This window comes from Microbacterium sp. RD1 (genome assembly GCF_052220165.1).
Lineage (GTDB): Bacteria > Actinomycetota > Actinomycetes > Actinomycetales > Microbacteriaceae > Microbacterium.
The window spans coordinates 182,519-208,140 of record NZ_JBQPOL010000004.1; the positions used below are offsets into that span (position 1 = coordinate 182,519).

General features: G+C 70.0%; 21 protein-coding genes, 2 tRNA genes and 1 other RNA gene. 11 read left to right on the top strand and 13 right to left on the bottom strand.

Annotated elements, in window-relative coordinates; translation table 11 throughout:
- The first annotated feature begins 5 nt into the window (after positions 1-5).
- Positions 6-79, top strand: a tRNA-Ile gene (locus tag ACTU3I_RS17580).
- Positions 80-180: 101 nt separating this feature from the next.
- On the opposite strand, the gene ACTU3I_RS17585 is transcribed toward ACTU3I_RS17580, so the two are convergent.
- The gene (locus ACTU3I_RS17585) at positions 181-2,196 is read right to left on the bottom strand and encodes a DUF262 domain-containing protein (protein ID WP_442927019.1); all 2,016 of its coding nucleotides are present in this window, start codon (positions 2,194-2,196) and stop codon (positions 181-183) included.
- A 166-nt stretch (positions 2,197-2,362) separates the two neighbouring features.
- On the opposite strand from ACTU3I_RS17585, the gene ACTU3I_RS17590 reads away from it, so the two are divergent.
- Positions 2,363-3,136: a hypothetical protein gene (locus tag ACTU3I_RS17590; protein ID WP_442927186.1), complete on the top strand. Its 774-nt coding sequence runs from the start codon at positions 2,363-2,365 to the stop codon at positions 3,134-3,136.
- 138 nt (positions 3,137-3,274) lie between these two features.
- Positions 3,275-3,778 carry a DUF3145 domain-containing protein gene (locus ACTU3I_RS17595; protein ID WP_442927020.1) on the top strand — a complete coding sequence of 168 codons (504 nt, stop codon included), beginning with the start codon at positions 3,275-3,277 and terminating at the stop codon, positions 3,776-3,778.
- Positions 3,779-3,914: 136 nt separating this feature from the next.
- On the opposite strand, the gene ACTU3I_RS17600 is transcribed toward ACTU3I_RS17595, so the two are convergent.
- From ACTU3I_RS17600 to aceE, 6 genes are all read right to left on the bottom strand, one after another.
- Entirely contained in the window at positions 3,915-5,153 is a 1,239-nt protein-coding gene (locus tag ACTU3I_RS17600) for a beta-ketoacyl-[acyl-carrier-protein] synthase family protein (RefSeq protein ID WP_442927021.1), read from the bottom strand.
- Between the two features lie 49 nt (positions 5,154-5,202).
- The gene (locus tag ACTU3I_RS17605; protein ID WP_124293295.1) at positions 5,203-5,451 is read right to left on the bottom strand and encodes an acyl carrier protein; all 249 of its coding nucleotides are present in this window, start codon (positions 5,449-5,451) and stop codon (positions 5,203-5,205) included.
- 71 nt (positions 5,452-5,522) lie between these two features.
- Positions 5,523-6,524, bottom strand: coding sequence for a beta-ketoacyl-ACP synthase III (locus ACTU3I_RS17610; protein WP_442927022.1), 1,002 nt, complete (start codon positions 6,522-6,524; stop codon positions 5,523-5,525).
- Positions 6,521-7,441, bottom strand: a complete 921-nt coding sequence (locus tag ACTU3I_RS17615) for an ACP S-malonyltransferase (RefSeq protein ID WP_442927023.1) — start codon at positions 7,439-7,441, stop codon at positions 6,521-6,523. Before ACTU3I_RS17615 ends, ACTU3I_RS17610 begins: the two co-directional genes overlap by 4 nt.
- Before the next feature lie 106 nt (positions 7,442-7,547).
- Positions 7,548-8,765, bottom strand: a complete 1,218-nt coding sequence (locus ACTU3I_RS17620; RefSeq protein WP_442927024.1) for a PucR family transcriptional regulator — start codon at positions 8,763-8,765, stop codon at positions 7,548-7,550.
- Positions 8,766-8,787: 22 nt separating this feature from the next.
- Positions 8,788-11,514, bottom strand: coding sequence for a pyruvate dehydrogenase (acetyl-transferring), homodimeric type (gene aceE / locus ACTU3I_RS17625; protein ID WP_442927025.1), 2,727 nt, complete (start codon positions 11,512-11,514; stop codon positions 8,788-8,790).
- A 141-nt stretch (positions 11,515-11,655) separates the two neighbouring features.
- Between aceE and ACTU3I_RS17630 the strand changes: the two genes are divergently transcribed.
- Positions 11,656-11,728: transfer RNA gene (locus ACTU3I_RS17630), tRNA-Val, on the top strand.
- 41 nt (positions 11,729-11,769) lie between these two features.
- On the opposite strand, the gene ACTU3I_RS17635 is transcribed toward ACTU3I_RS17630, so the two are convergent.
- The 4 genes from ACTU3I_RS17635 to ACTU3I_RS17650 are packed head-to-tail and all read right to left on the bottom strand — an operon-like array spanning position 11,770 to position 14,909.
- Complete coding sequence (locus tag ACTU3I_RS17635) at positions 11,770-13,053, bottom strand: hypothetical protein (RefSeq protein ID WP_442927026.1); 1,284 nt, start codon at positions 13,051-13,053, stop codon at positions 11,770-11,772.
- Positions 13,050-13,382 (bottom strand): hypothetical protein, encoded by a 333-nt coding sequence (locus ACTU3I_RS17640; protein ID WP_442927027.1) that lies wholly within the window; start codon positions 13,380-13,382, stop codon positions 13,050-13,052. The genes ACTU3I_RS17635 and ACTU3I_RS17640 overlap by 4 nt, the downstream gene beginning before the upstream one ends.
- A 10-nt stretch (positions 13,383-13,392) precedes the next feature.
- Positions 13,393-14,595, bottom strand: a complete 1,203-nt coding sequence (locus ACTU3I_RS17645) for a hypothetical protein (protein ID WP_442927028.1) — start codon at positions 14,593-14,595, stop codon at positions 13,393-13,395.
- Positions 14,592-14,909, bottom strand: coding sequence for a DUF6507 family protein (locus tag ACTU3I_RS17650; protein WP_442927029.1), 318 nt, complete (start codon positions 14,907-14,909; stop codon positions 14,592-14,594). The genes ACTU3I_RS17645 and ACTU3I_RS17650 overlap by 4 nt, the downstream gene beginning before the upstream one ends.
- 145 nt (positions 14,910-15,054) lie before the next feature.
- Between ACTU3I_RS17650 and ACTU3I_RS17655 the strand changes: the two genes are divergently transcribed.
- The 4 genes from ACTU3I_RS17655 to rnpB all read left to right on the top strand — a co-directional run bounded on the left by ACTU3I_RS17655 (position 15,055) and on the right by rnpB (position 18,298).
- Positions 15,055-15,786 carry a zinc ribbon domain-containing protein gene (locus tag ACTU3I_RS17655; RefSeq protein WP_442927030.1) on the top strand — a complete coding sequence of 244 codons (732 nt, stop codon included), beginning with the start codon at positions 15,055-15,057 and terminating at the stop codon, positions 15,784-15,786.
- Complete coding sequence (locus tag ACTU3I_RS17660; protein WP_442927031.1) at positions 15,783-16,220, top strand: reverse transcriptase-like protein; 438 nt, start codon at positions 15,783-15,785, stop codon at positions 16,218-16,220. Before ACTU3I_RS17655 ends, ACTU3I_RS17660 begins: the two co-directional genes overlap by 4 nt.
- Positions 16,207-17,913, top strand: coding sequence for a bifunctional 3'-5' exonuclease/DNA polymerase (locus tag ACTU3I_RS17665; RefSeq protein WP_442927032.1), 1,707 nt, complete (start codon positions 16,207-16,209; stop codon positions 17,911-17,913). Before ACTU3I_RS17660 ends, ACTU3I_RS17665 begins: the two co-directional genes overlap by 14 nt.
- A gap of 26 nt (positions 17,914-17,939) precedes the next feature.
- Positions 17,940-18,298: RNase P RNA component class A (gene rnpB / locus ACTU3I_RS17670), an RNA gene on the top strand.
- A gap of 138 nt (positions 18,299-18,436) precedes the next feature.
- Here the strand turns inward: rnpB and ppgK are convergent.
- Positions 18,437-19,231, bottom strand: a complete 795-nt coding sequence (gene ppgK, locus ACTU3I_RS17675) for a polyphosphate--glucose phosphotransferase (protein ID WP_442927033.1) — start codon at positions 19,229-19,231, stop codon at positions 18,437-18,439.
- Between the two features lie 114 nt (positions 19,232-19,345).
- Here ppgK and ACTU3I_RS17680 point away from each other — a divergent pair, with 114 nt between their 5' ends.
- Genes ACTU3I_RS17680 through ACTU3I_RS17690 form a run of 3 tightly spaced genes read left to right on the top strand, consistent with a single transcriptional unit; the run spans position 19,346 to position 23,923 of the window.
- Positions 19,346-19,555: an SPOR domain-containing protein gene (locus ACTU3I_RS17680; protein ID WP_442927034.1), complete on the top strand. Its 210-nt coding sequence runs from the start codon at positions 19,346-19,348 to the stop codon at positions 19,553-19,555.
- 20 nt (positions 19,556-19,575) lie between these two features.
- A complete protein-coding gene (locus ACTU3I_RS17685; RefSeq protein WP_442927035.1) occupies positions 19,576-20,916 on the top strand; it encodes a glutamine synthetase family protein in 1,341 nt (446 codons plus the stop codon).
- Positions 20,917-20,929: 13 nt separating this feature from the next.
- Entirely contained in the window at positions 20,930-23,923 is a 2,994-nt protein-coding gene (locus ACTU3I_RS17690) for a bifunctional [glutamine synthetase] adenylyltransferase/[glutamine synthetase]-adenylyl-L-tyrosine phosphorylase (RefSeq protein WP_442927187.1), read from the top strand.
- Between the two features lie 174 nt (positions 23,924-24,097).
- On the opposite strand, the gene glnA is transcribed toward ACTU3I_RS17690, so the two are convergent.
- Positions 24,098-25,522 carry a type I glutamate--ammonia ligase gene (glnA, locus tag ACTU3I_RS17695; RefSeq protein ID WP_442927036.1) on the bottom strand — a complete coding sequence of 475 codons (1,425 nt, stop codon included), beginning with the start codon at positions 25,520-25,522 and terminating at the stop codon, positions 24,098-24,100.
- Positions 25,523-25,622: the final 100 nt, after the last annotated feature.

A 25,622-nucleotide genomic window follows, 5' to 3' on the forward strand; every position in this document is an offset into this window, starting at 1 on the left:
CACAGGGGGCGGTGGCCAAGCTGGTCAAGGCAGCGGGCTCATAACCCGACGATCGTGGGTTCAAGTCCCACCCGCCCTACACCTCCCCACGTTGGGGCGCTCGATGTGCTTTGGGGCGCATGATGGTCGCCCCAAAGCACATTCGCCGCCCCGAACGACGCCGGGCCGCCGCGGCGGCGGTCAGGGCATGGCGTTGCCGATGTAGGAGTACTTCACGAAGACCTCCGCCGCGAAGCCGGCCTCCTCGAGGACGCCCTGCACGGCGGCGAGCATGTAGCGCGAGTCCCATCCGCCGTAGAGGAAGTGGCCGTCATCGAGCGCCTCCCACTGCCCGTTCCACGCCATCGCCTCGTACACCGGGCCGCCGCGCCGCGCGCTGAACGCGATCACCGCGGGGCGGGCATCCGCCCACAGCCGCTGGAACACGCGGTTGAAGAGGTAGCGGACGTCGTACACCTCCCAGTGCTCGCCGCGGTACTCCACGTACTCCCACTCGCGCTCCCAGCCGCGCGGCCACCCGCGGCGCCGCTTGGCGTCGAGGATCGGGGTCAGGTCGTCGTCGTCGATTGCGACGACGGGGGGCTTCGGCCAGATCTCGAGGAAGCGTTCGCTCAGACGCGCGGACCGCGCCGAGATGGCGGCGGTGCTCCACGAGCGTTCTCCCGTCAACTCGGCCGACAGCCCGATCGCACTGCGCGCGTAGACGGCATCCCGCTTCTCGGGGAACGGCCTGTCCAGCGCCCGTTCGAAGAGGCTGTCCTCCAGGAGGGTCAGGTTGCCCAGCGTCTTCGCGAGCGCACGGGCGCTGTTCTGCTCGTCCTCGGAGTACTCCGCCCACATCCGCTCCCCGTCTCCGGTCCACGCATCACCCGGGGCGAGGGGAACGATGTACTCCACCTGCAGATCGGCCAGCCGTTCCACATCGGCGAGACGACCCAGGACGACGGCCGGATGCGGCAGATCGGCGTACTTCAGCCCCACGCGTACCCGCTCGTCCGATGGGGTGATGCGGGAGATGGCCCGCTCCAACGCCTCGTTCCCCGCGGCGCGCGCGCGGCACAACCGCGCGACGAGGCGATCGTTGCGCAGCCCCGAGACGCTCCGGCGCACCAGCAGCGATTGGACGAAACGGATGGTGCGGATGAGTTCGTCCCGCGTCACCGCGTCGGCGAGGAAATCGCCGTACGCCAACAGCAGCAGGGGATGCATGCCCCGCCCGAACGCGTTGAGCGTCTCCAACTCCCGCGTGAGTGCGGCGTCGGGGGCATGGGCGGGCTCGAGGAGGACGCGGTAGATCTCCGAGTAGGCCTTCCACTGCGCCGCCGCATCGCGGAGCGTCGACGGCTCCAGGCGAGGGAACTCGGCGCGGAACGCGTCGTACACCCCGCGTTCGCCCGTGTTCGTGACCTCGCGCCCTGTGCGCATCACGAGATAGTGGCGCCAGAACGCCGCGATGGCATCACCGGTATTCTGCTCGATCGGCAGCCAGTACTCGTCCTCGATCTCGATCTGCTCCGCGTGCGTGAGGCCCATGAGCACGTAGTTGTGGATGAGCTCGTGATCGCGCAGCGGCTCCCCGGTGGAGTTCAGGCTCTCGAAGATCTGCTGGGCGTTCGCGCCGGGGCCGAGCGTGATGGAGACGTGCTCGAGCTTTTGGAGTCCGCGCCAGATGCGCGGCGCCTCCTCGAGGCTGACCTGGCTGCGGAAGAACAGGTAGTTGTCATCGAAGCGGGATTCCCGGGGAACGGATGCGTCGTCCTGGTCGAGGACGACGGCCTCGAAGACATCGGCCCAGGCCCGGTGCGGCCGGAGCTTCGTCCGCGCCGGTGCGGAGGCCCTGACGAGCGCTCGCTCGAGCTCCGTCGCCAGAGCGGGATCGGCATCGCGCACCGTGTGGTGCAGCGCCGCGACGAGCAGCATCAGGGTCGTGATGCGCTGCTGTCCGTCGATGAGCACGAGCTCCGCATCATCGCCGGACCGCTCATCGTTGGCCGCGGAGAGGATCGACCCGAGGAAGTGCATCGTGCGGGTGTCGGCATCCGCCACAGCGCGGATGTCGGTGAGGAGCTGCTCACAGCCACCGATGTCCCACCGGTACTGCCGTTGGTACACCGGGACGACGATGTTGGTGCCGGGGGAGGAGAGCCATCCGATCGTGTTGACAGCTTGCGCATCGACGTTCGTGGCGCTGACCATGTCCCGTTCCGACCTCCACTCGTGCGAATGGGCCGCGGAGCCGCGGGAAGCGGCAGGCGAGCCCACGCGAGTCTATCTCGGGGGACCCTGAGGACCCGCAGGTAGGCTTGCCTTACCTGGGCCTGGAAAAACGTACTGGCCCCCTAGGAAAGGCATGACTCACCTCATGGGTTACATCAAGTCCGCCGCTCTCGAAGAGACCGGCTACGTCGTCCTCGACTCCTACAACCAGGAGCTCGACCCGAAGGAATGGCTCGACATCGAGTATGTCGACTGGAAGTCCTCGGGCGACACCCGCTTCGCCCCGCTCGCGTCGAAGGACGGCGAGATCGAGTGCGGCGGTTTCTGGAGCGGCAGGAACCCGCGCACCGACAAGGACGGCATCTGGATCCCGTCCCAGGTCGAGAAGGCCCCGCACCTGGTGCGGCGCGCGCAGGAGCCCGGAGCCAACGTGGGCCGCTGCCGCGTCATCGAACTGCAGCCCAACACGTACGCCGACTGCCTCTACAACCTCCACCAGGACGACAACAACCGCCTGAACACCGACGGCTCGGGCTGGGTCGTGCGCGGATTCTTCAACCTCACCGACGACAAGGACAGCTTCTTCGTCCTGCGCGACAACCGGACCGACCCGAGCGTGGAGTACCGCATCGCGCTGCCGGCCGGCGCGCAGCTGATCGTCGACACCCAGCGCATGTGGCACGCCGCGACCCACTCCGGCACCGAGCCCCGGTACTGCCTGATCACGTCGTGGACCTCGGGCCCCGAACTCGACGCGTACATCGAGAAGTATCACGGGCGACCGCTCGTGCCGAACTACGAGGTCTCGCAGGAGCTCCTCGACGCCGGCCAGGCCGAGCAGACCCGTCGTCTGGCCGCCCGCGCCGCCGCCCTGGCCGCGCGCGGTCAGCAGGAGCAGACGGTGATGAGCGAGGCCTGAGCCTCGTGAACTCCGCGGCGGGAATCACAGGCTTGTGATTCCCGCCGCTTGCTGCGAAAATGGCGGCAGCACAACCGAATAGCGCCGGTGTCATCCGGTCAGGTCGTAGGGGAAGACGTACCTGACGAAGGAGAAACCATGGCGAGCACGTTTTCGCGTGGAGTGATTCTGATCCACTCCGCGCCACGAGCGTTGTGCCCCCACCTCGAGTGGGCGGTCGGTCGAGCCCTCGGCCGAGCCGTCAACTTCGAATGGGTGGAGCAGCCCGTCCTCGCGGGCGCGCGGCGGGCGGAGTTCTACTGGGAGGGTCCGGTCGGCTCGGGCGCCGCACTGGCCACCGCGATCCGCGGCTGGGAGCATCTCCGCTTCGAGGTCACCGAGGACCCCACCCCGCGCAGCGACGGCGGGCGGTGGATGCATACCCCCGGCCTCGGGATCCACTACGCCCAGACCGACTCCGCCGGCAACGTCGTCGTCGGTGAGGACCGCATCAGGTACGCGCTCGAGGTGTCGGCCGGAGATGCCGCGGAGCTGCGACGCGAACTGGATGTCGCCCTGGGTGCGGCGTGGGATGAAGAGCTCGAACCGTTCCGTCACGCCGGCGATGACGCATCGGTGGTCTGGCTGCACAAGGTCGGATGAGGCTAGACTTCAGGTGGTTGATCGCGCCGGTACCGAAGGCTGGTGAAGTGTCCTGGCAGTTGGGACGGCGTGAACCCACCTGATATGAAGAACGGGCCCCGCGATGACGCGGGGCCCGTTCTCTTTGCCCAGACGCTCAGACGCTGGCGAACGCGGCGACGGCGTTGTGTCCGCCGAACCCGAACGAGTTCGTGATGGCGAGATGGTCGCCCGAGCTGAGCGGCGTCGGCGTACCGGAGAGGCGGAACGGCACCTCCGGATCCTGCTCGGTGATGTTGATCGTCGGCGGCGCGACGCGGTCGCGAAGCGCCAGGACCGTGAAGATCGCCTCCAGCGCGCCCGTCCCGCCGAGAAGGTGCCCTGTGGCCGCCTTCGTGGCCGACGTCGGGATCTCCTCCACCCGCGATCCGAAGACGGCACGCAGCGCCTGGTACTCGTTCGGGTCGCCGACCGGCGTCGACGTCGCGTGAGCGTTGATGTGCGTCACGTCGCCGACGGATGCCCCGGCCACATCGAGGGCCATGTGCACGGCGCGAGCGGCGCCCTTGCCCTCGGGGTCGTTGGCGGTGATGTGGTACGAGTCAGCCGTGACGCCTCCGCCGACCATCGTGGCGTAGATCCTGGCGCCGCGGGCCTTGGCGTGCTCCTCGGTCTCGAGGATGAGGGCACCGGCCCCCTCGCCCATGACGAACCCGTCACGGTCGATGCTGGTGGGACGTGACGCCGTCTCGGGCGAGTCGTTCCGGCGCGAGAGCGCCTGCATGGACGCGAAGGCGGCGAGGGTGATCGGGTGGATAGCGGACTCGGTGCCGCCCGCGATCACGACGTCGGCGAGGCCGGCACGCAGGTGCTCGAAAGCGTTGACGAGCGATTCGGTGCTGGAGGCGCAGGCACTGGCCACCGTGCGGGCGTAGGCGCGCGCGTTGAAGTGCAGGGACAGATTGCCGGCGGCCGCATTCGGCATGAGCATCGGCACCGTCATCGGCATGACACGGCGCGGGCCCTTCTCGCGCAGCGTGTCCCACGCATCCAGGAGGGTCCAGACACCGCCGATGCCGGTGGCGAAATCGACGCCCAGACGGTCGGGGTCGACCTCGGGGCTTCCCGCGTCCTGCCAGGCTTCGAGAGCGGCGACCATCGCCAGCTGAGACGCCGGGTCGAGGCGCTTCGCCACGGGGCGATCCAGCACGGTGTCGGGGCGCACCTTGGCCTCCGCGGCGAAGGTGACGGGCAGCTGGTACTGCTCTACCCAGTCATGCGTGAGGGTGTGGGTTCCGGATTCTCCGGCCAGCAGACCGCTCCAGCTGTCGGGCGCAGTGCCTCCCAGCGGGGAGGTCGCGCCGATACCGGTGACGACGATGCGAGGGGTGCTCATGTGGTTCCTCAGGGGATCCGGTGGGGGCCGAGCCCCCACCGGGAAACGATTACGCCTGGTTCGACGTGATGTAGGTGACGGCGTCGCCGACGGTCTTGAGATTCTTGACCTCGTCGTCGGGGATGGTCACGCCGAACTTCTCCTCGGCGTTGACGACGATCGTCATCATCGAGATGGAGTCGATGTCGAGGTCGTCCGTGAAGGACTTCTCCAGCGCCACCTCGTCGGCCGAGATGCCGGTCTCATCCGTGATGAGCTCGGCGAGTCCGGCCAGGACCTCGTCGTTGGTGAATGCCATGGTTTCTCCTGTTCTTCGGGGTTCGCGGGCCCCGCGGGGCCCCGTTCAGTCTAGGGTCGGGGCGGCGACGGCTACGGGAGCACGACCACCTGCGCGCCGAAGACGAGTCCGGCGCCGAAGCCGATCTGCAGGGCGAGACCGCCACTGAGCTCGGGGTGCTCCTCCAGCAGCCGGTGGGTGGCGAGGGGGATGGACGCGGCGGAGGTGTTGCCGGTCGTCTCGATATCGCGCCCGATCACCACGCTCTCGGGCAGTCCGAGCTGCTTGGCGAACTCGTCGATGATGCGCATGTTGGCCTGATGGGGTACGAAGGCGGCGAGGTCGGAGGCCTGGACGCCGGCGGCCTCGAGTGCGCGTCGAGCGACCTTCACCATCTCCCAGACCGCCCAGCGGAAGACGGTCGGCCCCTCCTGGCGGAGGGTCGGCCACGGCACCTTGCCGTCGCGGAAGTCGACGAGGGTGTGGTTCATCGTCACGGCGTCGGCCTTCGAGCCGTCCGAGCCCCACACCGTCGGGCCGATGCCCGGCGTGTCGCTGGGACCGATGACGACGGCGCCGGCGCCGTCGCCGAGGAGGAACGAGATGCTCCGGTCGGTGGGGTCCACGATGTCGCTGAGCTTCTCCACCCCCACCACAACGGCGTAGCGGGAGGCGCCGGAGCGGATCAGCGCGTCGGCCTGGGCGACGCCGTAGGCGAAGCCGGCGCACGCGGCGTTCATGTCGTACGCCGCGGCGGGATTCGCCCCTACGCGGTCCGCCACGATCGCGGCGACCGACGGCGTCTGCCGCGGATTGCTGATCGTCGCGATGATGACCGTGTCGATCTCGGATGCCGCGATCCCGGACCGCTCGATGGCCTCGGCCGCCGCATACGTCGACATCTCGATCGCGGTGGTCTCGGGATTGGCCCGCACCCGGGTGACGATCCCGGTGCGCTGCCGGATCCACTCGTCGGAGGAGTCGATGGGGCCGACGAGGTCGTCGTTGGGGACGACGCGCTCGCCTCGAGCCGCACCATATGAGTAGATGCGGGTGTGGGCGGGGCCCTGAGATTGTGTGAGGACGGCGCTCATGCGGCCTCTCCCTTCAGCAGCGCGACGGCTGCAGCAAGATCGTCGGGTGTCTTCACCGCGACCGTCGGCGTCCCCCGGAGGCCGCGCTTGACGAGGCCGGTGAGGGTGCCGGCCGGCGCGAGTTCGATGACGCCCGTGACTCCCGCCTCGCCGAACGCGGCCATGCACAAGTCCCAGCGGACCGGGGAGGCGACCTGGGACACGAGGAGGTCGAGGGCGCTGCGTCCGTCGGCCACGACGGACCCGTCGGCGTTGGTCCACACGGTCACCGCCGGATCGGCGGGTGCCAGCTGCGATGCGGCCTCGCGGAGGGCGTCGACGGCGGGGACCATATAGCGGGTGTGGAAGGCGCCTGCCACCTGCAGGGGGATGACCCTGCTTCCGGCGACCGGCTCGTCCGCCAGCTCCGCGAGGGCGGGGAGGCTCCCTGCCGCGACGATCTGCCCGCCGCCGTTGTGGTTGGCAGGGGTGAGGTCCAGGCTCTGCAGTCGCGCCAGGACCTCGGTCGCGTCGCCGCCGACGACCGCGCTCATGCCGGACTGCTCCAGCGCCGCCGCATCCGCCATCGCCCGTCCGCGAAGGCCCACGAGGCGCATGCCGTCGTCGTCGGACAACACCCCGGCAGCGACGAGCGCCGCGATCTCGCCGACCGAGTGTCCGGCGACGCCGCCGGCCCGCGCGTCGGTGCCGGATGTGAGCTGGTGCCAGGAGAGCAGGCTCGCGGCCACGATGAGGGGCTGCGCGACCTTGGTGTCACGGATCTGGTCGGCGTCCCATTCGGTGCCGGCAGCGACGAGATCGACACCCGCTCGATCGGAGTAGCGCTCTAGACGCTCCCGCGCGCCGTCGAGCTCGAGCCAGGGGGTCAGGAAGCCGGGAGTCTGCGAACCCTGCCCGGGGAAGACGGCGATGATCACCGTTCCATCCTGTCAAGGATTCGGCGCCCGCTTTCGGAGATGGTGCGACAAGAATCGCGAAGTCCTTTGTGTCCGCTCCACAGCAGCGGCGCGGACGGCGCACCGATCATGCGTTCGTGCGGCGCAGCGCCGGCGGGCGTCTGCGGGTGGCGTCGGTGCCGATAGCGCCGAGGATGAGAGCGGTCTGGAGGATGAGCGCCTCCCGAGGCCCGGTGGCATCCCAGCCGATCACCTCGGAGACCCGCTTGAGGCGGTAGCGCACCGTGTTCGGATGCACGAAAAGCTCGCGCGCGGTCGCCTCGAGCGATCGGCCGTTGTCGAGATAGCTCCACAGGGTCGTGACGAGGTCGGTGCTGTGCGCCTGCAACGGCCGGTAGATGCGCTCGACGAGCGTGTGCTTGGCCAGCGGATCGCCGGCCAGGGCGCGCTCGGGCAGCAGGTCGTCGGCGTCGACCGGGCGCGGGGCGCCGCGCCACGCGCGGGCGACCGCGAAGCCCGCGAGGGCGGCGCGTGCGCTCTGGCTGGCGTCCACGAGCGCGGGGACCGCCGGCCCGAGCACCAGATGTCCCGTTCCGAAACCCGGCTCGAGGCGGCGAGCGATCTCGGGGAACGGCAGCTCGGGCCCGGCGTCCTCACCGCGCGCCTGCGCACGTCCGACCACGAGCACGAGACGCGTGCCCTGTACGCCGATCAGCACGTCGACGCCGAGCTTGCGCGCTGTCCGGCGGAGCTGGTCCACATCGAGCTGGGGGGGAGTGGTGCCCACGAGGACGGCGACCTCGCCGTGGCCGTGCCATCCGAGGGCGGCGATCCGGCTCGGCAGCTCCTCGTCGGCCTCGCCGGTCAGGATCGAGTCCACGACGAGCGCCTCCAGGCGCGCGTCCCACAGACCGCGGGCCTCGGCCGCGCGCGCATACACATCGGCGGCGGCGAAAGCGACCTCGCGCGAGTACAGCAGAATCGCCTCGCGCACATCGTCGCCGCGACCGGCGACGCGTTCCTCGGTCACCTCGACGGTGGCGCGGATGAGCTGCAGCGTCTGCTGGAGGCTGACGCTGCGCAGCAGCTCCCGCGGCGCCGCGGCGAAGATGTCCGCCGCGATCCACGGCGTCGAGGTCGGGTCTTCGAACCACTGGATGAACGACGTGATGCCGGCCTGCGCCACCAGCCCGACCGCCGATCGCCGCGCGGGCGGCATCTCGGCGTACCAGGGGAGCGAGTCCTCCAGTCGCTGGATGGTGGCCGTGGCGAGGTCGCCGGAGATCCGGCGCAGCCACGCCAGGGTGTCCGACTTGCTCAGCGAAGCAGCGCCACGTTCACTCATCTGCGGTGCGGGTCGCCCCGCCTCAGCTCTCTCCGCCGGCGTTGCCGCTGGTTCCGGCCGTGACATCGTGGAGACGGTACTTCTCGATCGCCTGCGCCGAGAGGGTCTTGTCGACGGTTCCCTCGGCGGCGAGGGCCTGCAGGGTCTTCACGACGATCGACGGTCCGTCGATCTTGAAGAACCGGCGCGCCGCGGGTCGCGTATCCGAGAACCCGAAGCCGTCGGCGCCGAGGGTGTGGAAGTTGTGCTGCACCCACGGACGGATCTGCTCCTGCACCGCGTGCTCGAAGTCGCTGACGGCGACCACCGGGCCTGGGGTGCCGGCCAGCTTCTGCGTGATGTACGCCGTGCGCGGCTCCGCCTCGGGCTGGAGGAAGTTGTGCTCGTCGGCAGCGAGTCCGTCACGGCGGAGCTCGCCCCACGACGTCACCGACCATACGTCGGCGCTCACCCCCCAGTCATCCCTCAGCAACCGCTGCGCCTCGAGCGCCCACGGGACGCCCACGCCGGAGGCGAGGATCTGCGCGCGGGCGCCTTCGCCGGAGCCCTCGGAGATGCGGTGGATGCCACGGACGATGCCGTCGACGTCCACGCCCTCGGGCTCGGCCGGCTGCACCAGCGGCTCGTTGTACACCGTGAGGTAGTACATGACGTTCGGATCGGGGTGGTTGCCGCCGTACATGCGCTCGATGCCGGAACGCACGATGTGGGCGATCTCGTACCCGTAGGCCGGGTCGTAGCTGAGGACGGCCGGATTGGTGGAGGCCAGCAGCGGCGAGTGACCGTCGGCGTGCTGGAGCCCCTCGCCGGTCAGCGTCGTGCGGCCGGCGGTGGCTCCGATGAGGAAGCCGCGGGCCATCTGATCGCCGGCCGCCCACAGCGCGTCGCCGGTGCGCTGGAATCCGAACATGGAGTAGAAGACGTAGACCGGGATGAGCGGCTCGCCGTGCGTCGCGTACGAGGTTCCGGTGCCGGTGAACGCGGCGAGGGCGCCGGCCTCGTTGATGCCGACGTGGACGATCTGCCCCTGCGGGCTCTCCTTGTAGGCGAGGAGGAGCTCACGGTCGACCGAGGTGTAGTGCTGACCGTTCGGGTTGTAGATCTTCGCGGTCGGGAAGTACGCGTCCATCCCGAAGGTGCGCGCCTCGTCGGGGATGATCGGGACGATGCGGTGACCGAAGTCCTTCACCCGCAGCAGATCCTTCAGCAGCCGCACGAAGGCCATCGTCGTGGCCACCTCCTGCGTGCCCGACCCCTTCTTGGGGAGGGCATAGGCCTCGTCGCTGGGGAGCGAGAGCCCCACGTGATGCGACCGGCGCTCCGGCAGGAAGCCGCCGAGCGCCCGGCGGCGCTCCAGGAGGTACTGGATCGTCTCGTCCTGCGCGCCCGGGTTGTAGTACGGCGGCAGGTACGGGTTCTCCTCGAGCTGCGCGTCGCTGACGGGGATGTGCATCGCGTCCCGGAAGAGCTTGAGGTCGTCGAGGGTCATCTTCTTCATCTGGTGGGTGGCGTTGCGACCCTCGAAGTGCGGACCCAGACCGTAGCCCTTGATGGTCTTGGCGATGATGACCGTGGGCTGGCCCTTGTGCTCGACGGCGGCCTTGAAGGCGGCGTAGACCTTGCGGTAGTCGTGGCCACCGCGCTTGAGGTTCCAGATCTGCTCGTCGCTGTAGTCCTTGACCAAAGCGGCAGCGCGCTCGTCACGGCCGAAGAAGTGCTCGCGCACGTAGGCGCCGCTCTCGGCCTTGTAGGTCTGGTAGTCGCCGTCGGGGGTGACGTTCATGAGGTTGAGCAGCGCGCCCTCGGAGTCGCGCGCGAGCAGGTCGTCCCATTCACGACCCCACACCACCTTGATGACGTTCCATCCGGCGCCGCGGAAGAAGCTCTCCAGCTCCTGGATGATCTTGCCGTTGCCGCGTACCGGGCCGTCCAGGCGCTGCAGGTTCGCGTTGACGACGAAGGTCAGGTTGTCCAGACCCTCGTTCGCGGCCACCTGCAACTGGCCACGGCTTTCGACCTCGTCCATCTCGCCGTCACCGAGGAACGCCCACACGTGCGAGTCGCCGACGTCCTTGATGCCGCGGTTGGTGAGGTACTTGTTCGTCATCGCCTGGTAGATGGCGTTGATCGGGCCGAGACCCATCGACACCGTCGGGAACTGCCAGAACTCCGACATCAGACGCGGATGCGGGTACGACGGGATGCCGTACGGCGCCGCCGACTTCTCCTGGCGGAAACCGTCGAGCTGATCCTCCGTCAGGCGCCCCTCGAGGAACGCGCGGGCGTAGGTGCCGGGGGAGGCGTGGCCCTGGATGAAGATCTGGTCGCCGCCCGACGGGTGGTCGGCACCGCGGAAGAAGTGGTTGAAGCCGACCTCGTAGAGGGCGGCGGAGGAGGCATAGGTGGAGATGTGACCGCCGACGCCGATTCCGGGGCGCTGCGCGCGGTGCACCGTGATCGCGGCGTTCCACCGGATCCACGCCCGGTAGCGGCGCTCGACCTCCTCGTCACCGGGGAAGTCGGGCTCGTTCTCGGGGGCGATCGTGTTGATGTAGTCGGTGGTGGGAACCATGGGCACACCGAGGTGCAGGTCCTTCGACGACTTCAGCAGGCTCAGCATGATCTCCCGGCCACGACCGTGGCCCTTGGCCTGCACGAGCTGACGGAGAGACTCCTGCCATTCGGCGGTCTCTTCCGGGTCGCTGTCGCTGGCGTCCTGCGAGTACGGATCCTGGTCGTGAACAGTCACGGAAGACCTTTCTTCTGCTGGCAGATCGTGCCAGGCAATCGCTATAGGTGTGGCACATCCGTTGTTCGCTGCGCACAAGCACCATGTCCCAGCCTACCGAGTCGCCGGAACACAAGACGGCACCTCGTACACTCGGAGCACGGGCCTTTAGCTCAGCTGGTAGAGCGCCACGTTTACACCGTGGATGTCGTCGGTTCGATCCCGGCAGGGCCCACTTCTCCGAGCCTCTCCTCGAGAATGCATCGGGCGTCGGCGTCAGCGTGCGGAGAAGGCGCGATCGCAGGCGTCGAGCAGCAGATCGAACAGCGCGCCCGACGGCTCGGCGCCCACGGCGTGCCCTGCCTCGGTCGGCGGGCCGATCCGCAGGAATCCGCGCGAGGGCGACAGGACGTCGTACCGTTCGCCCTGGGGCGTGCGGACGAGGACGCCGGTCCACGCCTCGGAACCGTCGCCGCCCGTCGCGGCGACGTGCGCCTCCAGCTCGTCCGGCGTTACCCGCTCGTCCTCGTCGGTGACCGACCAGAACGGCCGTACCCCTGCCCAGGCGGCGAGGATCGCCGGCAGATGCTCCGCCGGCACCACGGCCGCGCGCCGGGAGTCGGGGCCGTCGAGCGGAGGCTCGGTTAGACCCGCACCGCACACCACGAGGGCGGCATCCTGCCCGGCGTATGCCGTGAGCGATTCGGATCTCTCGGCGCGGCGCAGTGTGATCGTGGCGACGTGCCGGTTCGCCCGCAGGATGTCGGCGACGCCCGCACCGAGCGGCGTGAGACGCGAGCGGTCATCGATCCACCCCGCATCGGCCAGGAGCCGTGCGGATGCGCCCGCGCGGTCCGACCGTGCGAGCACTCCGCGGGCTGCCCCGATCCGTCCTCGCTCGGCACCGGTCAGGAGCGGCTGGAGCGCGCCGATGCTCACGAGCGCTCCCTGCGCGACGAACGGCGCGACCGGCACGGAGGAGACATCCTCCAGCGGGAACCCCACGCGCTCGGAGAGCTGCGGCTGCAGCGGTGCGGCACCGATCGCGCGCGCCGCCGCACGCACCGCATCCGGATCAGCCGTCAGCTCGACCCCCGAGGCGACGGCGCTGAACACCGGCGCGAAGACGTGCGCCTGTGAGGGGAGACAGCTCGCGGACAGGTGCACATGCTCGGCCCCGGTCGCCCACACCCACTTGTGGACGAGCACGTCGCGCCCCTCATCTGCTCGGTACGCGAACACGATGCGGCGGGCGCGCGGGAGGCCGTCTGCGGGATCGAGGTCCCACGCGTCGCAGCTCAGCACGCGCGCACGGGGGTGTTGCTGCGGGGCCGCGAGCACCGCCGTCAGCGACGCATCCGTGAGCGGCGCGGTGCTGGGCACCGATGTCAGCACGAGATTGGGCCGGAATCCGGCGGCGCCCCCCGTGAACGCGAGAACGACGTCGGCGCCCTCGTGGGCCTCGGCCGCGAAGGACTCGGGACGGGGGAGGATGGCGTGCCGCGTCTCGACCACCGTGGCGCCGGTGGTCGTCGAGGCGTCGGGGTGCGGGGTCGTCATGACGGACCTTTCCGGCCGAGGGCGCTCGAGCGCAGGCGTCGGAACCACTCGGGCACGAGGAAGCGCGGGAGCCACCAGAATCCGATGACGGCGAGGACGAGGGCGACCCCCGCCACGGCGATGAGGATCAGGAACGCCGGCCGGCTGACGTCGGCCAGCGACAGAGCCAGACCGGCGAGGGCGAACGCCACGCCGAGATACAGCAAGGAGAAGCCGATGTACGTGCCGTAGCCGCGCGCCGTGGCGATCCACCCCTTCCAGCGACCGGTGTAGGCGAGCACGCCGGCCACGATGAACGCGGCGGCGAGGACCCAGGCGACGCCGTTCACAGGACGGTGCTCACAGGACCGGACCCGACGACTCGGTCGGCTCCCCGAGCGGACCCGGCGCCATGATGACGTCATCGGTGTCGCCGCGGACCTCATCGACGACGCCCTGCGCGGCCTCGCCGCCCAGCCACCCGCCGCCGATGCCGCCGATCACGCCGCCGATGATGCCTCCGATGATCGTGCCGGGACCGGGGAAGATCGAGCCGATCGCGGCTCCTGCCGCCGCGCCCGCCCACGCCCCGCCGGCCCCGCCGGCGACCGAGGCCGTGCCGACGACAGCGGAGTCCACCAGCGCCTCCTGCTGACGCTCCTCATCCGTCCAGTCCGGATGACGCGTCAGGGTGTCGTTGTAGCTCTCGCTGTAGACGCTCCAATAGGTCAGGCCCGCGCCGGCGACGCTCAGCGCGCGGCCCGCGTGCCCGGCCCACGCGGGCGGAGCGCCGATCTCGGGCGTGCCGGTGAACATCGGCCGCCCGTTCCAGCCCGGAAGGTTCGTCGAGGGGACCGGGCCATCCGGCAGCAGGTTGCTCTCCAGCATCCACAGGCCGGAGGGGCGCTGCACCCACGTCTGGCCGCCACGGATCTCCCGCGGCCACGTCGGGTTGATCGACGAAGGGCTCAGGCGCAGCTCGTCCGGGATGAGCGCGCCCGGTCCCGGGACGAGCAGCGTCCCGCGATACCGGCGCAGGAGCTCCGCGGCCAGACCCTGCACGGCGCCGCCCGGGGTCCCGGTGAGCGGGTCCAGCGAGTTCGAGACGTCCCACGTGAAGTGCTGTCGGAGGGCACGAAGAGCGCGGGCGCAGTCCGCGTCCGCCGTCGCGGCGTCGGCGTCGAAGGCGTTGCGGGCGGCGCGGACCTCGGCCTCGGTCGAGGCCCCCGGTTCCGGGGCGCCCGCGTCCTGCGTCTGGAGATCGGCGATGTCCGCCACGATCGCGGCACGTCGCGTCTCCAGGCCGTTGAGCGCCTCCGCGTACGTGCGCAGCGCCGATACCGCGGTGGCGAGCGAGGAGGCCAACGTGTCGCCCTCGGTGTTCAGCGGGGCGAGCGCACCGTAGGCGATCTCGGCCTCGGGCGCGGCGTACACCGCGCTCAACCCTCCCCACGACGTGGTGATGTCCAGGAGCGCGTCGTCGAGGGCGTCGAGCGAGCTCGCGAGCGTGTCGGCGGCCGCCGACACGGCTGCGGCGCTCGGGATACGGACGGGCGGGTTCACGGTTCGAGCCCCCGCATCGTCTCCTGCGTCTGCGCGGCCATGGCGTAGTCGGTCGCGTCGTAATAGTCGATGACCGCGCGGGTCGTCTGCGTCACCGTGCTCACCATCCGCCTCATCCCGGCGAGTTGGATGAGGAACGGGTCAGCCGCCACCTCTCCGAGGGCAGCCGAGGTCTCGCCGATCCCGTCGACGGCGGTCTGCGCGCCGTCGAAGGCGTTCGCGACCGACGTCGCCACCTCGTCCAGCTGGCCCGCCTGTTCGTCGGTGCTCGTGCAGACGGTGCGGGCGAGATCGGGGTCGATGCTCCAGCTCATCGCGGACTCCACTCCTTGATCGTCGTTCCTCCACCGTAACCGGCGACGACCGACGTCTCCGGGCCTCTTGCCCCGGAGCGCTCGGTCGTGGCAGAAGACCCGTCCCGACGGGGGTGTGTCGGCGGCCTGCGAGTAGGTTGGTGGAGTGAACGCCGACCCCGCCGACCAGCGCCGACTGCTCGATCTCGCCGAACTCGACGTGCGCATCCGCCGCACAGAGGTCGCCAAGGCGAATCCGCCTCAGGCGGCGCGCGTGCAGGAGCTCCTCACCCATCGCTCGACGCTGACGCAGGAGCTGGCCCGGCTCGCCGGCGCTCGCGACGACCTGCGCGCCGAGCTCTCCCGCATCGAATCGGATGTCGCCGTCGTCGATGCACGCGCGGAGCGCGACGCCCAGCGCCTCGCGGCCAGCGCCAACGCCAAGGAGGCCCAGAGCCTCGAGAACGAGCTGGCATCCCTCGCGCGGCGCAAGAGCGACCTCGAGGACGGCGAGCTGTCCGTCATGGAGCGACTGGAGACGGCCGAGAGCGAGGTGACGGCGCAGGAAGCACTTCTCGCCGAGACCAATGCCGAGGGCGCTCGCCTGAGCGCCGAGGCCAAGACCGCGGTGGCCGACGCGACGCGTGACCTCGAGGCTGCCACGCGTGACCGGGCCGCTGTCGCGGCGTCCGTGCCGTCCGACCTGCTGGCGATGTACGACCGCCTCGCCGCTCGCGGCAACGGCGCGGGCCTCCTGCGGCGCGGCACGTGCGAGGCGTGCAACATGGTGCTCTCGGGGACCGACCTCAGCAGCATCCGCGCCGCCTCGGCGGACGCCGTGCTGACATGCCCGGAATGCGGCGCGATCCTCGTCCGGACGGAGGAGTCCGGGCTGTGAGCCGGCTCGTCGTCGAAGCCGACGGCGGCTCGCGCGGCAATCCGGGCCCCGCTGCAGGAGGCGCGGTGGTGCTCGACGAGGGAGGACTCGTGCGCGCCGAGGTCGGAGTCTTCCTCGGCGTCACGACCAACAACGTCGCGGAGTACACCGGGCTGGTGGCGGGCTTGGAAGCAGCCTTCGAGCTCGATCCGGATGCGGCGGTGCACGTGCGGATGGATTCGAAACTCGTCGTCGAACAGATGACGGGGCGCTGGAAGATCAAGCATCCCGCGCTGCAGGACCTCGCCCACCGCGCCCGGGAGACCATCGCCGGCCGTTCGGTGACGTTCGAGTGGGTCCCCCGCCTGTCGAATTCGCGCGCCGACAGCGCGGCGAACGAGGCCATGGACCGGCGGGAGAGCTTCCGCCGTGGGCCCGCTGATGGACAGGGCTGAGCCGGGCTGGATCGTCCTCGGCCGAGAATCCGGGAGAGTGGTCGCCGTGGAGCTGGCGCCCGACGGTTCGGAGCGCGCTCGCGAGCGCGTCGTCACCCTCGCAAGCTGGGTGGCGGAGCGGGAACGCGCGGATGCTCCCCGCTGGGTGTGGCACGACACCCCGGCGTGGTACGGCGCGCTGTTGGCCGCCGGCATCCGCGTCGCTCGCGCGCACGATCTGCGGCTCGCGCACGCGATCCTGCGGGACGCGGCGGGAGTCGTCGACGACGCGGGCCTGCGGCGACGCAGCGAATGGGACGCATCGACGCCGGAGACGAGTTCGGCCGACGCCCTGTTCGACCTCGGCGCCTCCGCGGGCGGTCCGCCAGACGACATCGAGGCCGCCGTGGCGGAGTTCTCCCGGCAGCGCAGCGCCCTCGCCGGTGCGCGCGACCCCGGGGCGCTCCGCCTCCTCCTCGCCGCGGAGTCGGCGGGCGCGCTGCTGGCATGCGAGTTGCACGCGGCGGGGCTCCCGTGGGACGGCGAAGAGCATGACCGGATCCTCCGTGCGGCGCTCGGCGAGCGACACGCCGGCGGTCTCCCGACGGAGATCCAGCGCCGCGCCGACGAGGTGCGTGCGGCCCTCGGCGACCTCTCGGCGAGCCTGGACTCGCAGCCGAAGCTGCTGCGGGCGCTCCATCGCGCCGGCGTGCTCGTGGACTCGACCAGCCGCTGGGAGTTGCAGCGGCATGACCATCCCGTCGTCGAGCCGCTCATCGCCTACAAACGCCTCATGCGCCTCTACACCGCCAACGGGTGGGCGTGGCTGCGCGAGTGGGTGCGCGACGGGCGATTCCGGCCGGTCTACGTGCCCGGCGGCGTCGTCACCGGTCGATGGGCGTCTTCGGGCGGCGGCGCGCTGCAGATTCCGCGTCAGCTCCGCCCGGCGGTGCGGGCCGACCCCGGTTGGTCGCTCGTCGTCGCCGACGTCGCGCAGCTGGAGCCCCGCATCCTCGCGGCGATGTCGCGCGACACTGCGCTGGCCGAGGCGGCACGAGGGCGCGACCTGTACGCGGGCATCGTCGCTCAGGGTGCGCTGACCACGCGCGCGGAGGCGAAGGTGGCGCTGCTCGGCGCGATGTACGGGGCGACGAGCGGCGACAGCGGCCGGCTCGTGCCACGGCTTCGACGTGCCTTCCCGCGGGCGATGGCGTTCGTCGACGACGCCGCGCGAGTCGGTGAGGCCGGCGGCACCGTGTCGACGTGGCTCGGACGTTCGTCACCGCCGCCGTCCGCCGGGTGGGCGGCCGTGCAGTCGGGTGCCAGTGACGTGGCGGCATCAGAGATGGATGAGTCCCGCGCGCGGCGATCCGCGCGTGACCGGGGGCGGTTCACGCGCAATTTCGTGGTCCAGGGAACGGCGGCGGAGTGGGCGCTGGCGTGGCTCGCCGACCTCCGCGGTCGTCTCGCGGCTCTCCCGGAGGTGGCGACGGATGCGGCGGCACCGCGCTCGGGCGCGGTGTTCGCGACTCGTCCGCATCTGGCGTTCTTCCTCCACGACGAGATCATCGTGCACACCCCTGACGAGCACGCCGAGGCCGTCGCATCCGCGGTGCGTGAGGCGGCAGCATCCGCGGGCCGCCTGCTGTTCGGGGAGTTCCCTGTGGACTTCCTCCTCGACCTCAAGATCACCGACAGCGCGGAGAAGGACTGACGCGGCGGCTACACTCGGCTTGCGAATGGGTCGGCTGGACGGTCGCGTGGCGGGCAACCGCACCGAGGAACGTCCGGGCTCCACAGGGCAGGGCGGTGGGTAACACCCACCCGGAGTGATCCGCGAGACAGTGCCACAGAAAGCAGACCGCCGGGGGAGACCCCGGTAAGGGTGAAAGGGTGGTGTAAGAGACCACCGGGGCCGTGGTGACACGGCTCGCACGGTAAACCTCGCCCGGAGCAAGGTCAGACAGGGGATGTTGACGCGGCCCGCCGAGTCCCCGGGTAGACCGCTGGAGCGGCACGGCAACGTGTCGCCGAGAGAGATGACCGTCCACGGAGCCTCGGCTCCCGGACAGAACCCGGCGTACAGGCCGGCCCATTCGCCCTCGATCCCGCCCCCTCCGGCGCACCGGCGCTTCCCAACTCCTCACGATTCGAGAGGCCGGGGCCAATCGGGCCCGTTTCGGCCGGATGCGGTTCGGGTTTGCGGAGTTGCGCAGCCGGAGTGGCCGAGACTCGGGCTACTCGGTGACGGCGGACGTCGCCTCGGGCACGGCGAGGCCGAGCGCGGCGGCACCGATGATCCCGGCGTTGTTGCGGTGCACCGCGGGCACGATCGGCGCCTTCAGCTTCAGGAGGTGGAGGAACTCGTCGGAGTGCTTGGACACGCCGCCTCCCACGATGATCAGGTCGGGGCTGAACAGGAATTCCACGTAGTCGTAGTACCACTGCAGGCGTTTCGCCCACTTCTCCCACGACAGCTCCTCGCGCTCCATCGCGGAGTAGGCGGCGTAGCCCTCGGCATCGCGCTTGTGGCCGGCACGCTGCAGGTGCCCGAGCTCGCTGTTGGGGACGAGCACCTGGTCGTAGATGAGCGCCGAGCCGATGCCGGTGCCGAGGGTCGTGAGGATGACCAGACCGTCGACGCCCTTCGCGGCGCCGTAGCGCAGCTCGGCGATGCCGGCGACATCGGCGTCGTTGGCGAAGTGGATGTCGCGGCCGAGGCCGTCTTCGAAGAACTTCTCCGCTTCGAAGCCGATCCATTCCTCCGACACGTTCGCGGCCGAGAGGGTGCGGCCGTTCTTCACGATCGCGGGGAATGCCACGCCGAGCGGGATGTCGGTGTCACCGGCCACGCCCAGCGAATCGAGCACCTGCTCGACGGCGTCCAGGACGTCTTTCGGCTTCGCTCCGGTCGGCGTCGGCACCTTCATCCGGTCGCTCACCAGCTGACCGGCTTCCAAATCGACCACGCCGGCTTTGATGCCGGTTCCGCCGATGTCCACTCCGACCGCGCGAGACCCCTGGGCTGCCATGCGCTCAGCCTATCCAGACGGGGCGGGCCTCCCCAGCGAGCGCGCGCGAATCAGTAGGATCGATCGCAGCGCCCGGGTCGAGCTCGGAGTGCACGCGAACGCAGGGGAGTCACGGTGGCCGCCGACAGCGAGAAGTACTGGTACAACCTCACGACCGGGCAGGTGGAGCGCGGGTTCGCGTCGCCCGCCGTCGATCGTGCCGGCCCGTTCGACACCGAGGAGGAGGCCGCTCACGCTCCGCAGCTGTTGAAGGAGCGTTCGCGAGCCTGGGCCGAAGACGACGCGCGTGAGAACGACTGGGGCTCGGGAAACTCCGAGAAGTAACCCTAGAACGAGGGGAAAGCATGGACAAGCAGCGGGATTTCGTGCTGCGCACGATCGAAGAGCGCGGCGTGAAGTTCGTGCGTCTGTGGTTCACAGACGTCATCGGCACGCTCAAGTCGGTGGCGATCGCGCCGGCCGAGGTCGAAGGCGCCTTCGGCGAGGGGCTCGGGTTCGACGGCTCGGCGATCGAGGGTCTGACCCGGTCGTACGAGTCCGATCTGCTCGCCCACCCCGACCCGACGACGTTCCAGATCCTGCCGTGGCGGGGCGAGATCGACCCCACCGCGCGCATGTTCTGCGACATCACCACCCCCGACGGTGCACCCGCGGTGGCCGACCCCCGGCACGTGCTCAAGCGCACGCTCGCCAAGGCCGCGGATGCCGGCTTCACGTTCTACACGCACCCGGAGATCGAGTTCTACCTGCTGAAGTCCTCGCAGCTCGGTCCCGACGGCATCCCCGTCCCGGTGGATTCCGCCGGCTACTTCGACAACGTCCCCGGCGGCACGGCGCACGACTTCCGTCGGCGCTCGGTGCGGATGCTGGAAGATCTCGGGATCTCCGTCGAGTACAGCCACCACGAGGGGGGCCCCGGTCAGAACGAGATCGACCTCCGCTACGCCGACGCCCTGGCCACGGCCGACAACATCATGACCTTCCGCACGGTCATCAAAGAGGTCGCGATCGAGCAGGGCGTCTACGCGACCTTCATGCCGAAGCCGCTGAGCGGACAGCCCGGCAGCGGGATGCACACGCACATGTCGCTGTTCGAGGGCGACATGAACGCGTTCTACGAGGAGGGCGCGCAGTACCAGCTCTCCCAGGTGGGCCGCCAGTTCATCGCGGGCCTGCTGCGCCACGCGAACGAGATCTCCGCCGTGACGAACCAGTTCGTCAACTCGTACAAGCGCCTGTGGGGCGGCGACGAGGCGCCGAGCTTCATCTGCTGGGGTCACAACAACCGCTCGGCGCTCGTGCGCGTGCCGCTGTACAAGCCCAACAAGGGGCAGTCCTCGCGTGTGGAGTACCGCGCGCTGGACTCCGCCGCCAACCCTTACCTCGCGTACGCGCTCATGCTCGCCGCGGGCCTCAAGGGCATCGAGGAGGGGTACGAGCTTCCTGCCGAGGCCGAGGACAACGTCTGGTCGCTCACCGACTCCGAGCGCCGGGCACTGGGATACGCGCCGCTGCCGCAGAGCCTCGATCACGCCCTCGGCTACATGGAGGAGTCCGAACTCGTCGCCGAGACGCTGGGGGAGCAGGTCTTCAACTACGTCCTTCTCAACAAGCGTCGCGAGTGGCAGGAGTATCGCTCCCAGGTGACGCGCTTCGAGCTCCAGAGCAACCTCGAGATGCTCTGACGCCGTGCCGGCGATGTCGTCGGGCGAGCGCAGCACCGGGCTCACCGCTCTCGCGCGAAGCGGGTTCGCCCGCCTCGGCGAGGCGGATGAGCTGCTCACCGAGCTCGCCGGGCTCGTGCCTGCGGGCCGGGAGCAGCTGACCCAGGCGGCCTCGCTCGGTGCCGACCCCGACGACGCACTCGGTGCCGTCGTTCGGATCGCGCGCCGGGATGCCGACGCGGTGGCGGCGCTGCTTGCGGATGCCGCCGGCTGGCGCGCACTGTGGCGCCTGGTCGGAGCATCCAGCGGATTCGCCGAGTTCTACCTGCGTCACCCCGAGGAGCTGCGACACCTGACGGGTGCGGGCACCGACCTCCCTGGGGCGGCCGAGGTGAACGACGAGCTCCTGGATGCCGTGGGCGCTCACGACGGCTTCGCCGCATCCGGAGCGGACGACGCCTGGGTGTCGCTCCGCGTCCGCTACCGGCGCGCCCTGGCCCGCATCGCCGCCTTCGACCTCGCCGCCCCCGACCCCGCCGACGTCGTGGATCGGGTGTCGGCGCGACTGGCCGATGCCGCGGGGGCAGCGCTCGAGGCCTCTCTCGCGGTGGCACGTGCCCGCGTGAGCGGGTCGGGCGGCGCCCCCCTGTTCCCGCGGGAGCAGGTCGCGGCGACCCAGCTGGCGATCATCGGGATGGGGAAGGCCGGGGCCCGGGAACTGAACTACGTCAGCGACGTCGACGTCATCTTCGTCGGCGGCACGGCGGACGACGAGGTCGTGTCGGAGCCCCGGGCGATCGACATCGCCACGCGTCTGGCCGTGCAGACGATGCGCGGCATCTCGAGCCCCGAGATCGAGCCGCCGCTGTGGGAGGTCGACCCCAACCTCCGCCCGGAGGGCAAGCAGGGCGCCCTGGTCCGGTCGCTCGCGTCGCACCTGTCGTATTACGACAGGTGGGCGCACAGCTGGGAGTTCCAGGCCCTGCTGAAGGCGCGTCCCCTCGCGGGGGACCCGGGTCTCGGCGCCGAGTACGTCGTCGCCGTGCAGCCGAAGGTGTGGACGAGTGCCGCACGGGAGAACTTCGTCGACAATGTCCAGCGGATGCGCGAGCGCGTCACCGACAACATCCCCGCGGCCGAGGTAGCCCGTCAGGTCAAGCTCGGCCCCGGCGGCATCCGCGACGTGGAGTTCACGGTCCAGCTCCTCCAGCTCGTGCACGGCCTGACCGACGACCGCATCCGTCAGCGCGGCACGCTGGAAGCCCTTGAGGCCCTCGTGACGGAGGGGTACATCGGCCGTGCCGAGGCCGCGGCTTTCGCGCGGGATTACCGGATGCTGCGCGTGCTGGAGCATCGCCTGCAGCTGCGGGGGCTCCGGCGGACGCACCTCATGCCGACGCGGCCCGAAGACCTGCGCGTCCTCGCGCGTGCGAGCGGCCTGGCGGAGTCGGGCGACGCCGTGCAGGAGCGGTGGGAGGCGATCAAGCGCGAGGTGCGCGACATCCACGTGCGGCTGTTCTATCGCCCGCTGCTGAGCGCCGTCGCCGGCCTCGGTGAAGAGGAGCGCACCCTCTCGGCGGAGCAGGCGCATGACCGCCTCGCCGCGATCGGCTTCCGCGACCCGAAGGGCGCCCTCCGCCACATCGCGGCGCTCACGACCGGACTGAGCCGCAAGACGACGATCCAGCGTCACCTCATGCCGGTCATGATCCGCTGGTTCGCCGACGGCGTCGATCCCGACTACGGGCTGCTCGTGTTCCGGCGCATCAGCGAGCGGCTGGGCGATACTCCGTGGTTCCTCCGGATGCTCCGCGACTCGTCGGCCGCGGCGGAGAGCCTGACGCACCTGCTCGCCGGATCCCGCTACGTGGGCGAGCTCATGGAGTGGATCCCGGAGTCGGCGGCCTGGCTCGACGACGACGAGCTGCTGCGGCCCCGCAGCGGACTCGCGCTCCAGGAGGAGGCACGCGCCATCCAGACCCGTCACGCGTCGATCGAAGACGCGATGCGCTCGGTGCGCGCCCTCCGGCGGCGGGAGATGCTCCGCACGGCCATGGCCGCGGTGCTCGGCAACCTGACGATCGACGAGCTGGCCGGAGCGCTGACCACCATCACCGAGGTCACGATCCAGGCCACCCTGCGCGCCGTACGCCGCGAGATCGTGCCCCCGGAGGACGAGTCGCTCGACTTCTCCGTCGTGGCGATGGGCCGGTTCGGAGGCCGGGAGCTCGGCTTCGGCTCTGATGCGGACGTCATCTACGTCTACCGCGCGAACGACGTCGATCCGCAGCGGGCGCACCAGCTCGCGCTGCAGATCGTCGCCGGGCTCCGGCAGCACTCCGAGGACCACCGGCTGCCGCTCGACCTCGACGCAGGTCTGCGCCCCGAGGGCCGCAACGGCCCGGTGGCCCGATCGCTCGAGGCGTACGCCGAGTACTACCGCCGGTGGTCGCTGTCGTGGGAGGCGCAGGCGCTGCTGCGCGCGCGCGGGATCGCCGGGAGCCTGAAGCTCATCGACGCCTTCACGGCCCTCGCCGACGAGGTGCGGTACCCCGCACAGGTGGATCCGAACGGGCTGCGGGAGATCAAGCGCATCAAGGCGCGCGTGGAGAGCGAGCGCCTGCCGCAGGGCACCGACCCCGCCCGGCACCTGAAGCTCGGGCCCGGATCGCTCAGCGACGTCGAATGGCTCGTGCAGATCCTGCAGCTGCAGCACGCACATGCCGTTCCCGGCATGCGGACCCCGTCGACCCTCGCGGCGCTCGACGCTGCGCGGGAGGCCGGGCTGGTGGGTGCACCGGAGGCCGATCGCCTGACCGCGGCCTGGCGCCTTGCGAGCCGGCTGCGTTCGGCTGCCACGCTGCTGTCGTGGCAGACGAGCGATGTCCTTCCCACCGACCGGGGGAAGCTCGACGGGATCGGGCGCATCCTGGAGTATCCGCCGCGCTCTGCGACACGGGTCGAGGAGGACTACCTCGCCACGACCCGTCGGGCGCGCCGCGTGTTCGAGAAGCTTTTCTACGGCTGAGCGCCGCGCTGTCACGAACGGAGTGCATGTCACGAGCGGAGGGTGAACCCCGCGCCGTGCGCACTCCCTCCGTGAGATGCACTCCCCTCGTCACCGCGGTCGGGGCGGAAGGGAGCTCGGCACGAACGACGGAGGGGCCCCGCGCGATGCGGGGCCCCTCCGGTGCAGTGGGCGTCAGACGCCGAAGTACAGCTCGTACTCGAACGGGTGCGGGCGCTGGGCGATCGGCTGGATCTCGTTCTCGATCTTGTACTCGATCCAGGTCTCGATGAGCTCCTCGGTGAAGACGCCGCCGGCGAGCAGGAACTCGTGGTCGGCGCGGAGGGCCTCGAGCGAGTCCAGCAGCGAGTTCGGCACCTGCGGGATGTTCTTCGCCTCTTCGGCCGGCAGCTCGTACAGATCCTTGTCGACCGGCTCGTGCGGCTCGATGCGGTTCTTGATACCGTCGATCCCGGCCATCAGCTGCGCCGCGAAGGCGAGGTAGGGGTTCCCCGAGGCATCCGGAGCGCGGAACTCGATGCGCTTGGCCTTGGGGTTCGAACCCGTGATCGGGATGCGGATGGCCGCGGAACGGTTACCGGCCGAGTAGACCAGGTTGACCGGTGCCTCGAACCCCTTCACCAGACGGTGATAGCTGTTGAGGGTCGGGTTGGTGAAGGCCAGCACGGCGGGGGCGTGGGCGAGGATGCCGCCGATGTACCAGCGCGCGACGTCGGAGAGCCCGCCGTATCCGGTCTCGTCGTAGAACAGCGGCGAGCCGTTGTTCCACAGCGACTGGTGGGTGTGCATGCCCGAGCCGTTGTCGCCGAACAGCGGCTTCGGCATGAAGGTCGCGACCTTGCCCCACTCCAGAGCGGTGTTCTTGACGATGTACTTGAACTTCAGGATGTCGTCGGCGGCGTGCACCATCGTGTCGAAGCGGTAGTTGATCTCCGCCTGGCCGCCCGTCCCGACCTCGTGGTGCGCACGCTCGAGGTGCAGACCCGACTCGATGAGCTTGAGGCTGATGTCGTCACGCAGGTCGGCCTGCTTGTCGACGGGGGAGACGGGGAAGTAACCGCCCTTGTAGGGGGTCTTGTTGGCGAGGTTTCCGCCCTCTTCCTCGCGACCGGTGTTCCACGCGCCTTCTTCGGAGTCCACCGAGTAGAAGCTCTTGTTCTGCTTCACCTCGTAGCGCACGTCGTCGAAGATGTAGAACTCCGCCTCGGGGGCGAAGTAGGCGGTGTCGGCGATGCCGGTGGAGGCGAGGTACTTCTCGGCCTTCTTGGCGACCTGACGCGGGTCCTTCGAGTAGATCTCGCCGTTGCGCGGGTTGTAGATGTCGAAGACCATGATCAGCGTCTTCGCCTCGCGGAACGGGTCGAGGTAGGCGGTCGTCACATCCGGGATGAGCTGCATGTCGGACTCGTGGATGTTCGCGAACCCGCGGATCGACGAGCCGTCGAAGAGCTGACCGACGGTGAAGAACTCCTCATCGACGGTTGCCGCGGGGATGTTGAAGTGCTGCTGCACGCCAGGCAGGTCCGTGAACCGGATGTCGAGGAACTTCACGTCCTCGTCCTGGATGAACTTCAGCACCTCGGATGAATCTTTGAACATGACGACTCCAGAGGTAGGGCATTCGGGATCGTCGGCCCGCCGGGCTGACGACTCGAACCTATCCAGTGGGCATTGCCCGGCAGTGTCTCCTATGTTTCCG

Coding starts and splice junctions, on each gene's coding strand:
- ACTU3I_RS17585 (WP_442927019.1), bottom strand. CDS start 2,196: ATGGTCAGCGCCACGAACGTCGATGCGCAAGCTGTCAACACGATCGGA.
- ACTU3I_RS17590 (WP_442927186.1), top strand. CDS start 2,363: ATGGGTTACATCAAGTCCGCCGCTCTCGAAGAGACCGGCTACGTCGTC.
- ACTU3I_RS17595 (WP_442927020.1), top strand. CDS start 3,275: ATGGCGAGCACGTTTTCGCGTGGAGTGATTCTGATCCACTCCGCGCCA.
- ACTU3I_RS17600 (WP_442927021.1), bottom strand. CDS start 5,153: ATGAGCACCCCTCGCATCGTCGTCACCGGTATCGGCGCGACCTCCCCG.
- ACTU3I_RS17605 (WP_124293295.1), bottom strand. CDS start 5,451: ATGGCATTCACCAACGACGAGGTCCTGGCCGGACTCGCCGAGCTCATC.
- ACTU3I_RS17610 (WP_442927022.1), bottom strand. CDS start 6,524: ATGAGCGCCGTCCTCACACAATCTCAGGGCCCCGCCCACACCCGCATC.
- ACTU3I_RS17620 (WP_442927024.1), bottom strand. CDS start 8,765: ATGAGTGAACGTGGCGCTGCTTCGCTGAGCAAGTCGGACACCCTGGCG.
- ACTU3I_RS17635 (WP_442927026.1), bottom strand. CDS start 13,053: ATGACGACCCCGCACCCCGACGCCTCGACGACCACCGGCGCCACGGTG.
- ACTU3I_RS17650 (WP_442927029.1), bottom strand. CDS start 14,909: ATGAGCTGGAGCATCGACCCCGATCTCGCCCGCACCGTCTGCACGAGC.
- ACTU3I_RS17665 (WP_442927032.1), top strand. CDS start 16,207: ATGGACAGGGCTGAGCCGGGCTGGATCGTCCTCGGCCGAGAATCCGGG.
- ppgK (WP_442927033.1), bottom strand. CDS start 19,231: ATGGCAGCCCAGGGGTCTCGCGCGGTCGGAGTGGACATCGGCGGAACC.
- ACTU3I_RS17685 (WP_442927035.1), top strand. CDS start 19,576: ATGGACAAGCAGCGGGATTTCGTGCTGCGCACGATCGAAGAGCGCGGC.
- ACTU3I_RS17690 (WP_442927187.1), top strand. CDS start 20,930: ATGTCGTCGGGCGAGCGCAGCACCGGGCTCACCGCTCTCGCGCGAAGC.
- glnA (WP_442927036.1), bottom strand. CDS start 25,522: ATGTTCAAAGATTCATCCGAGGTGCTGAAGTTCATCCAGGACGAGGAC.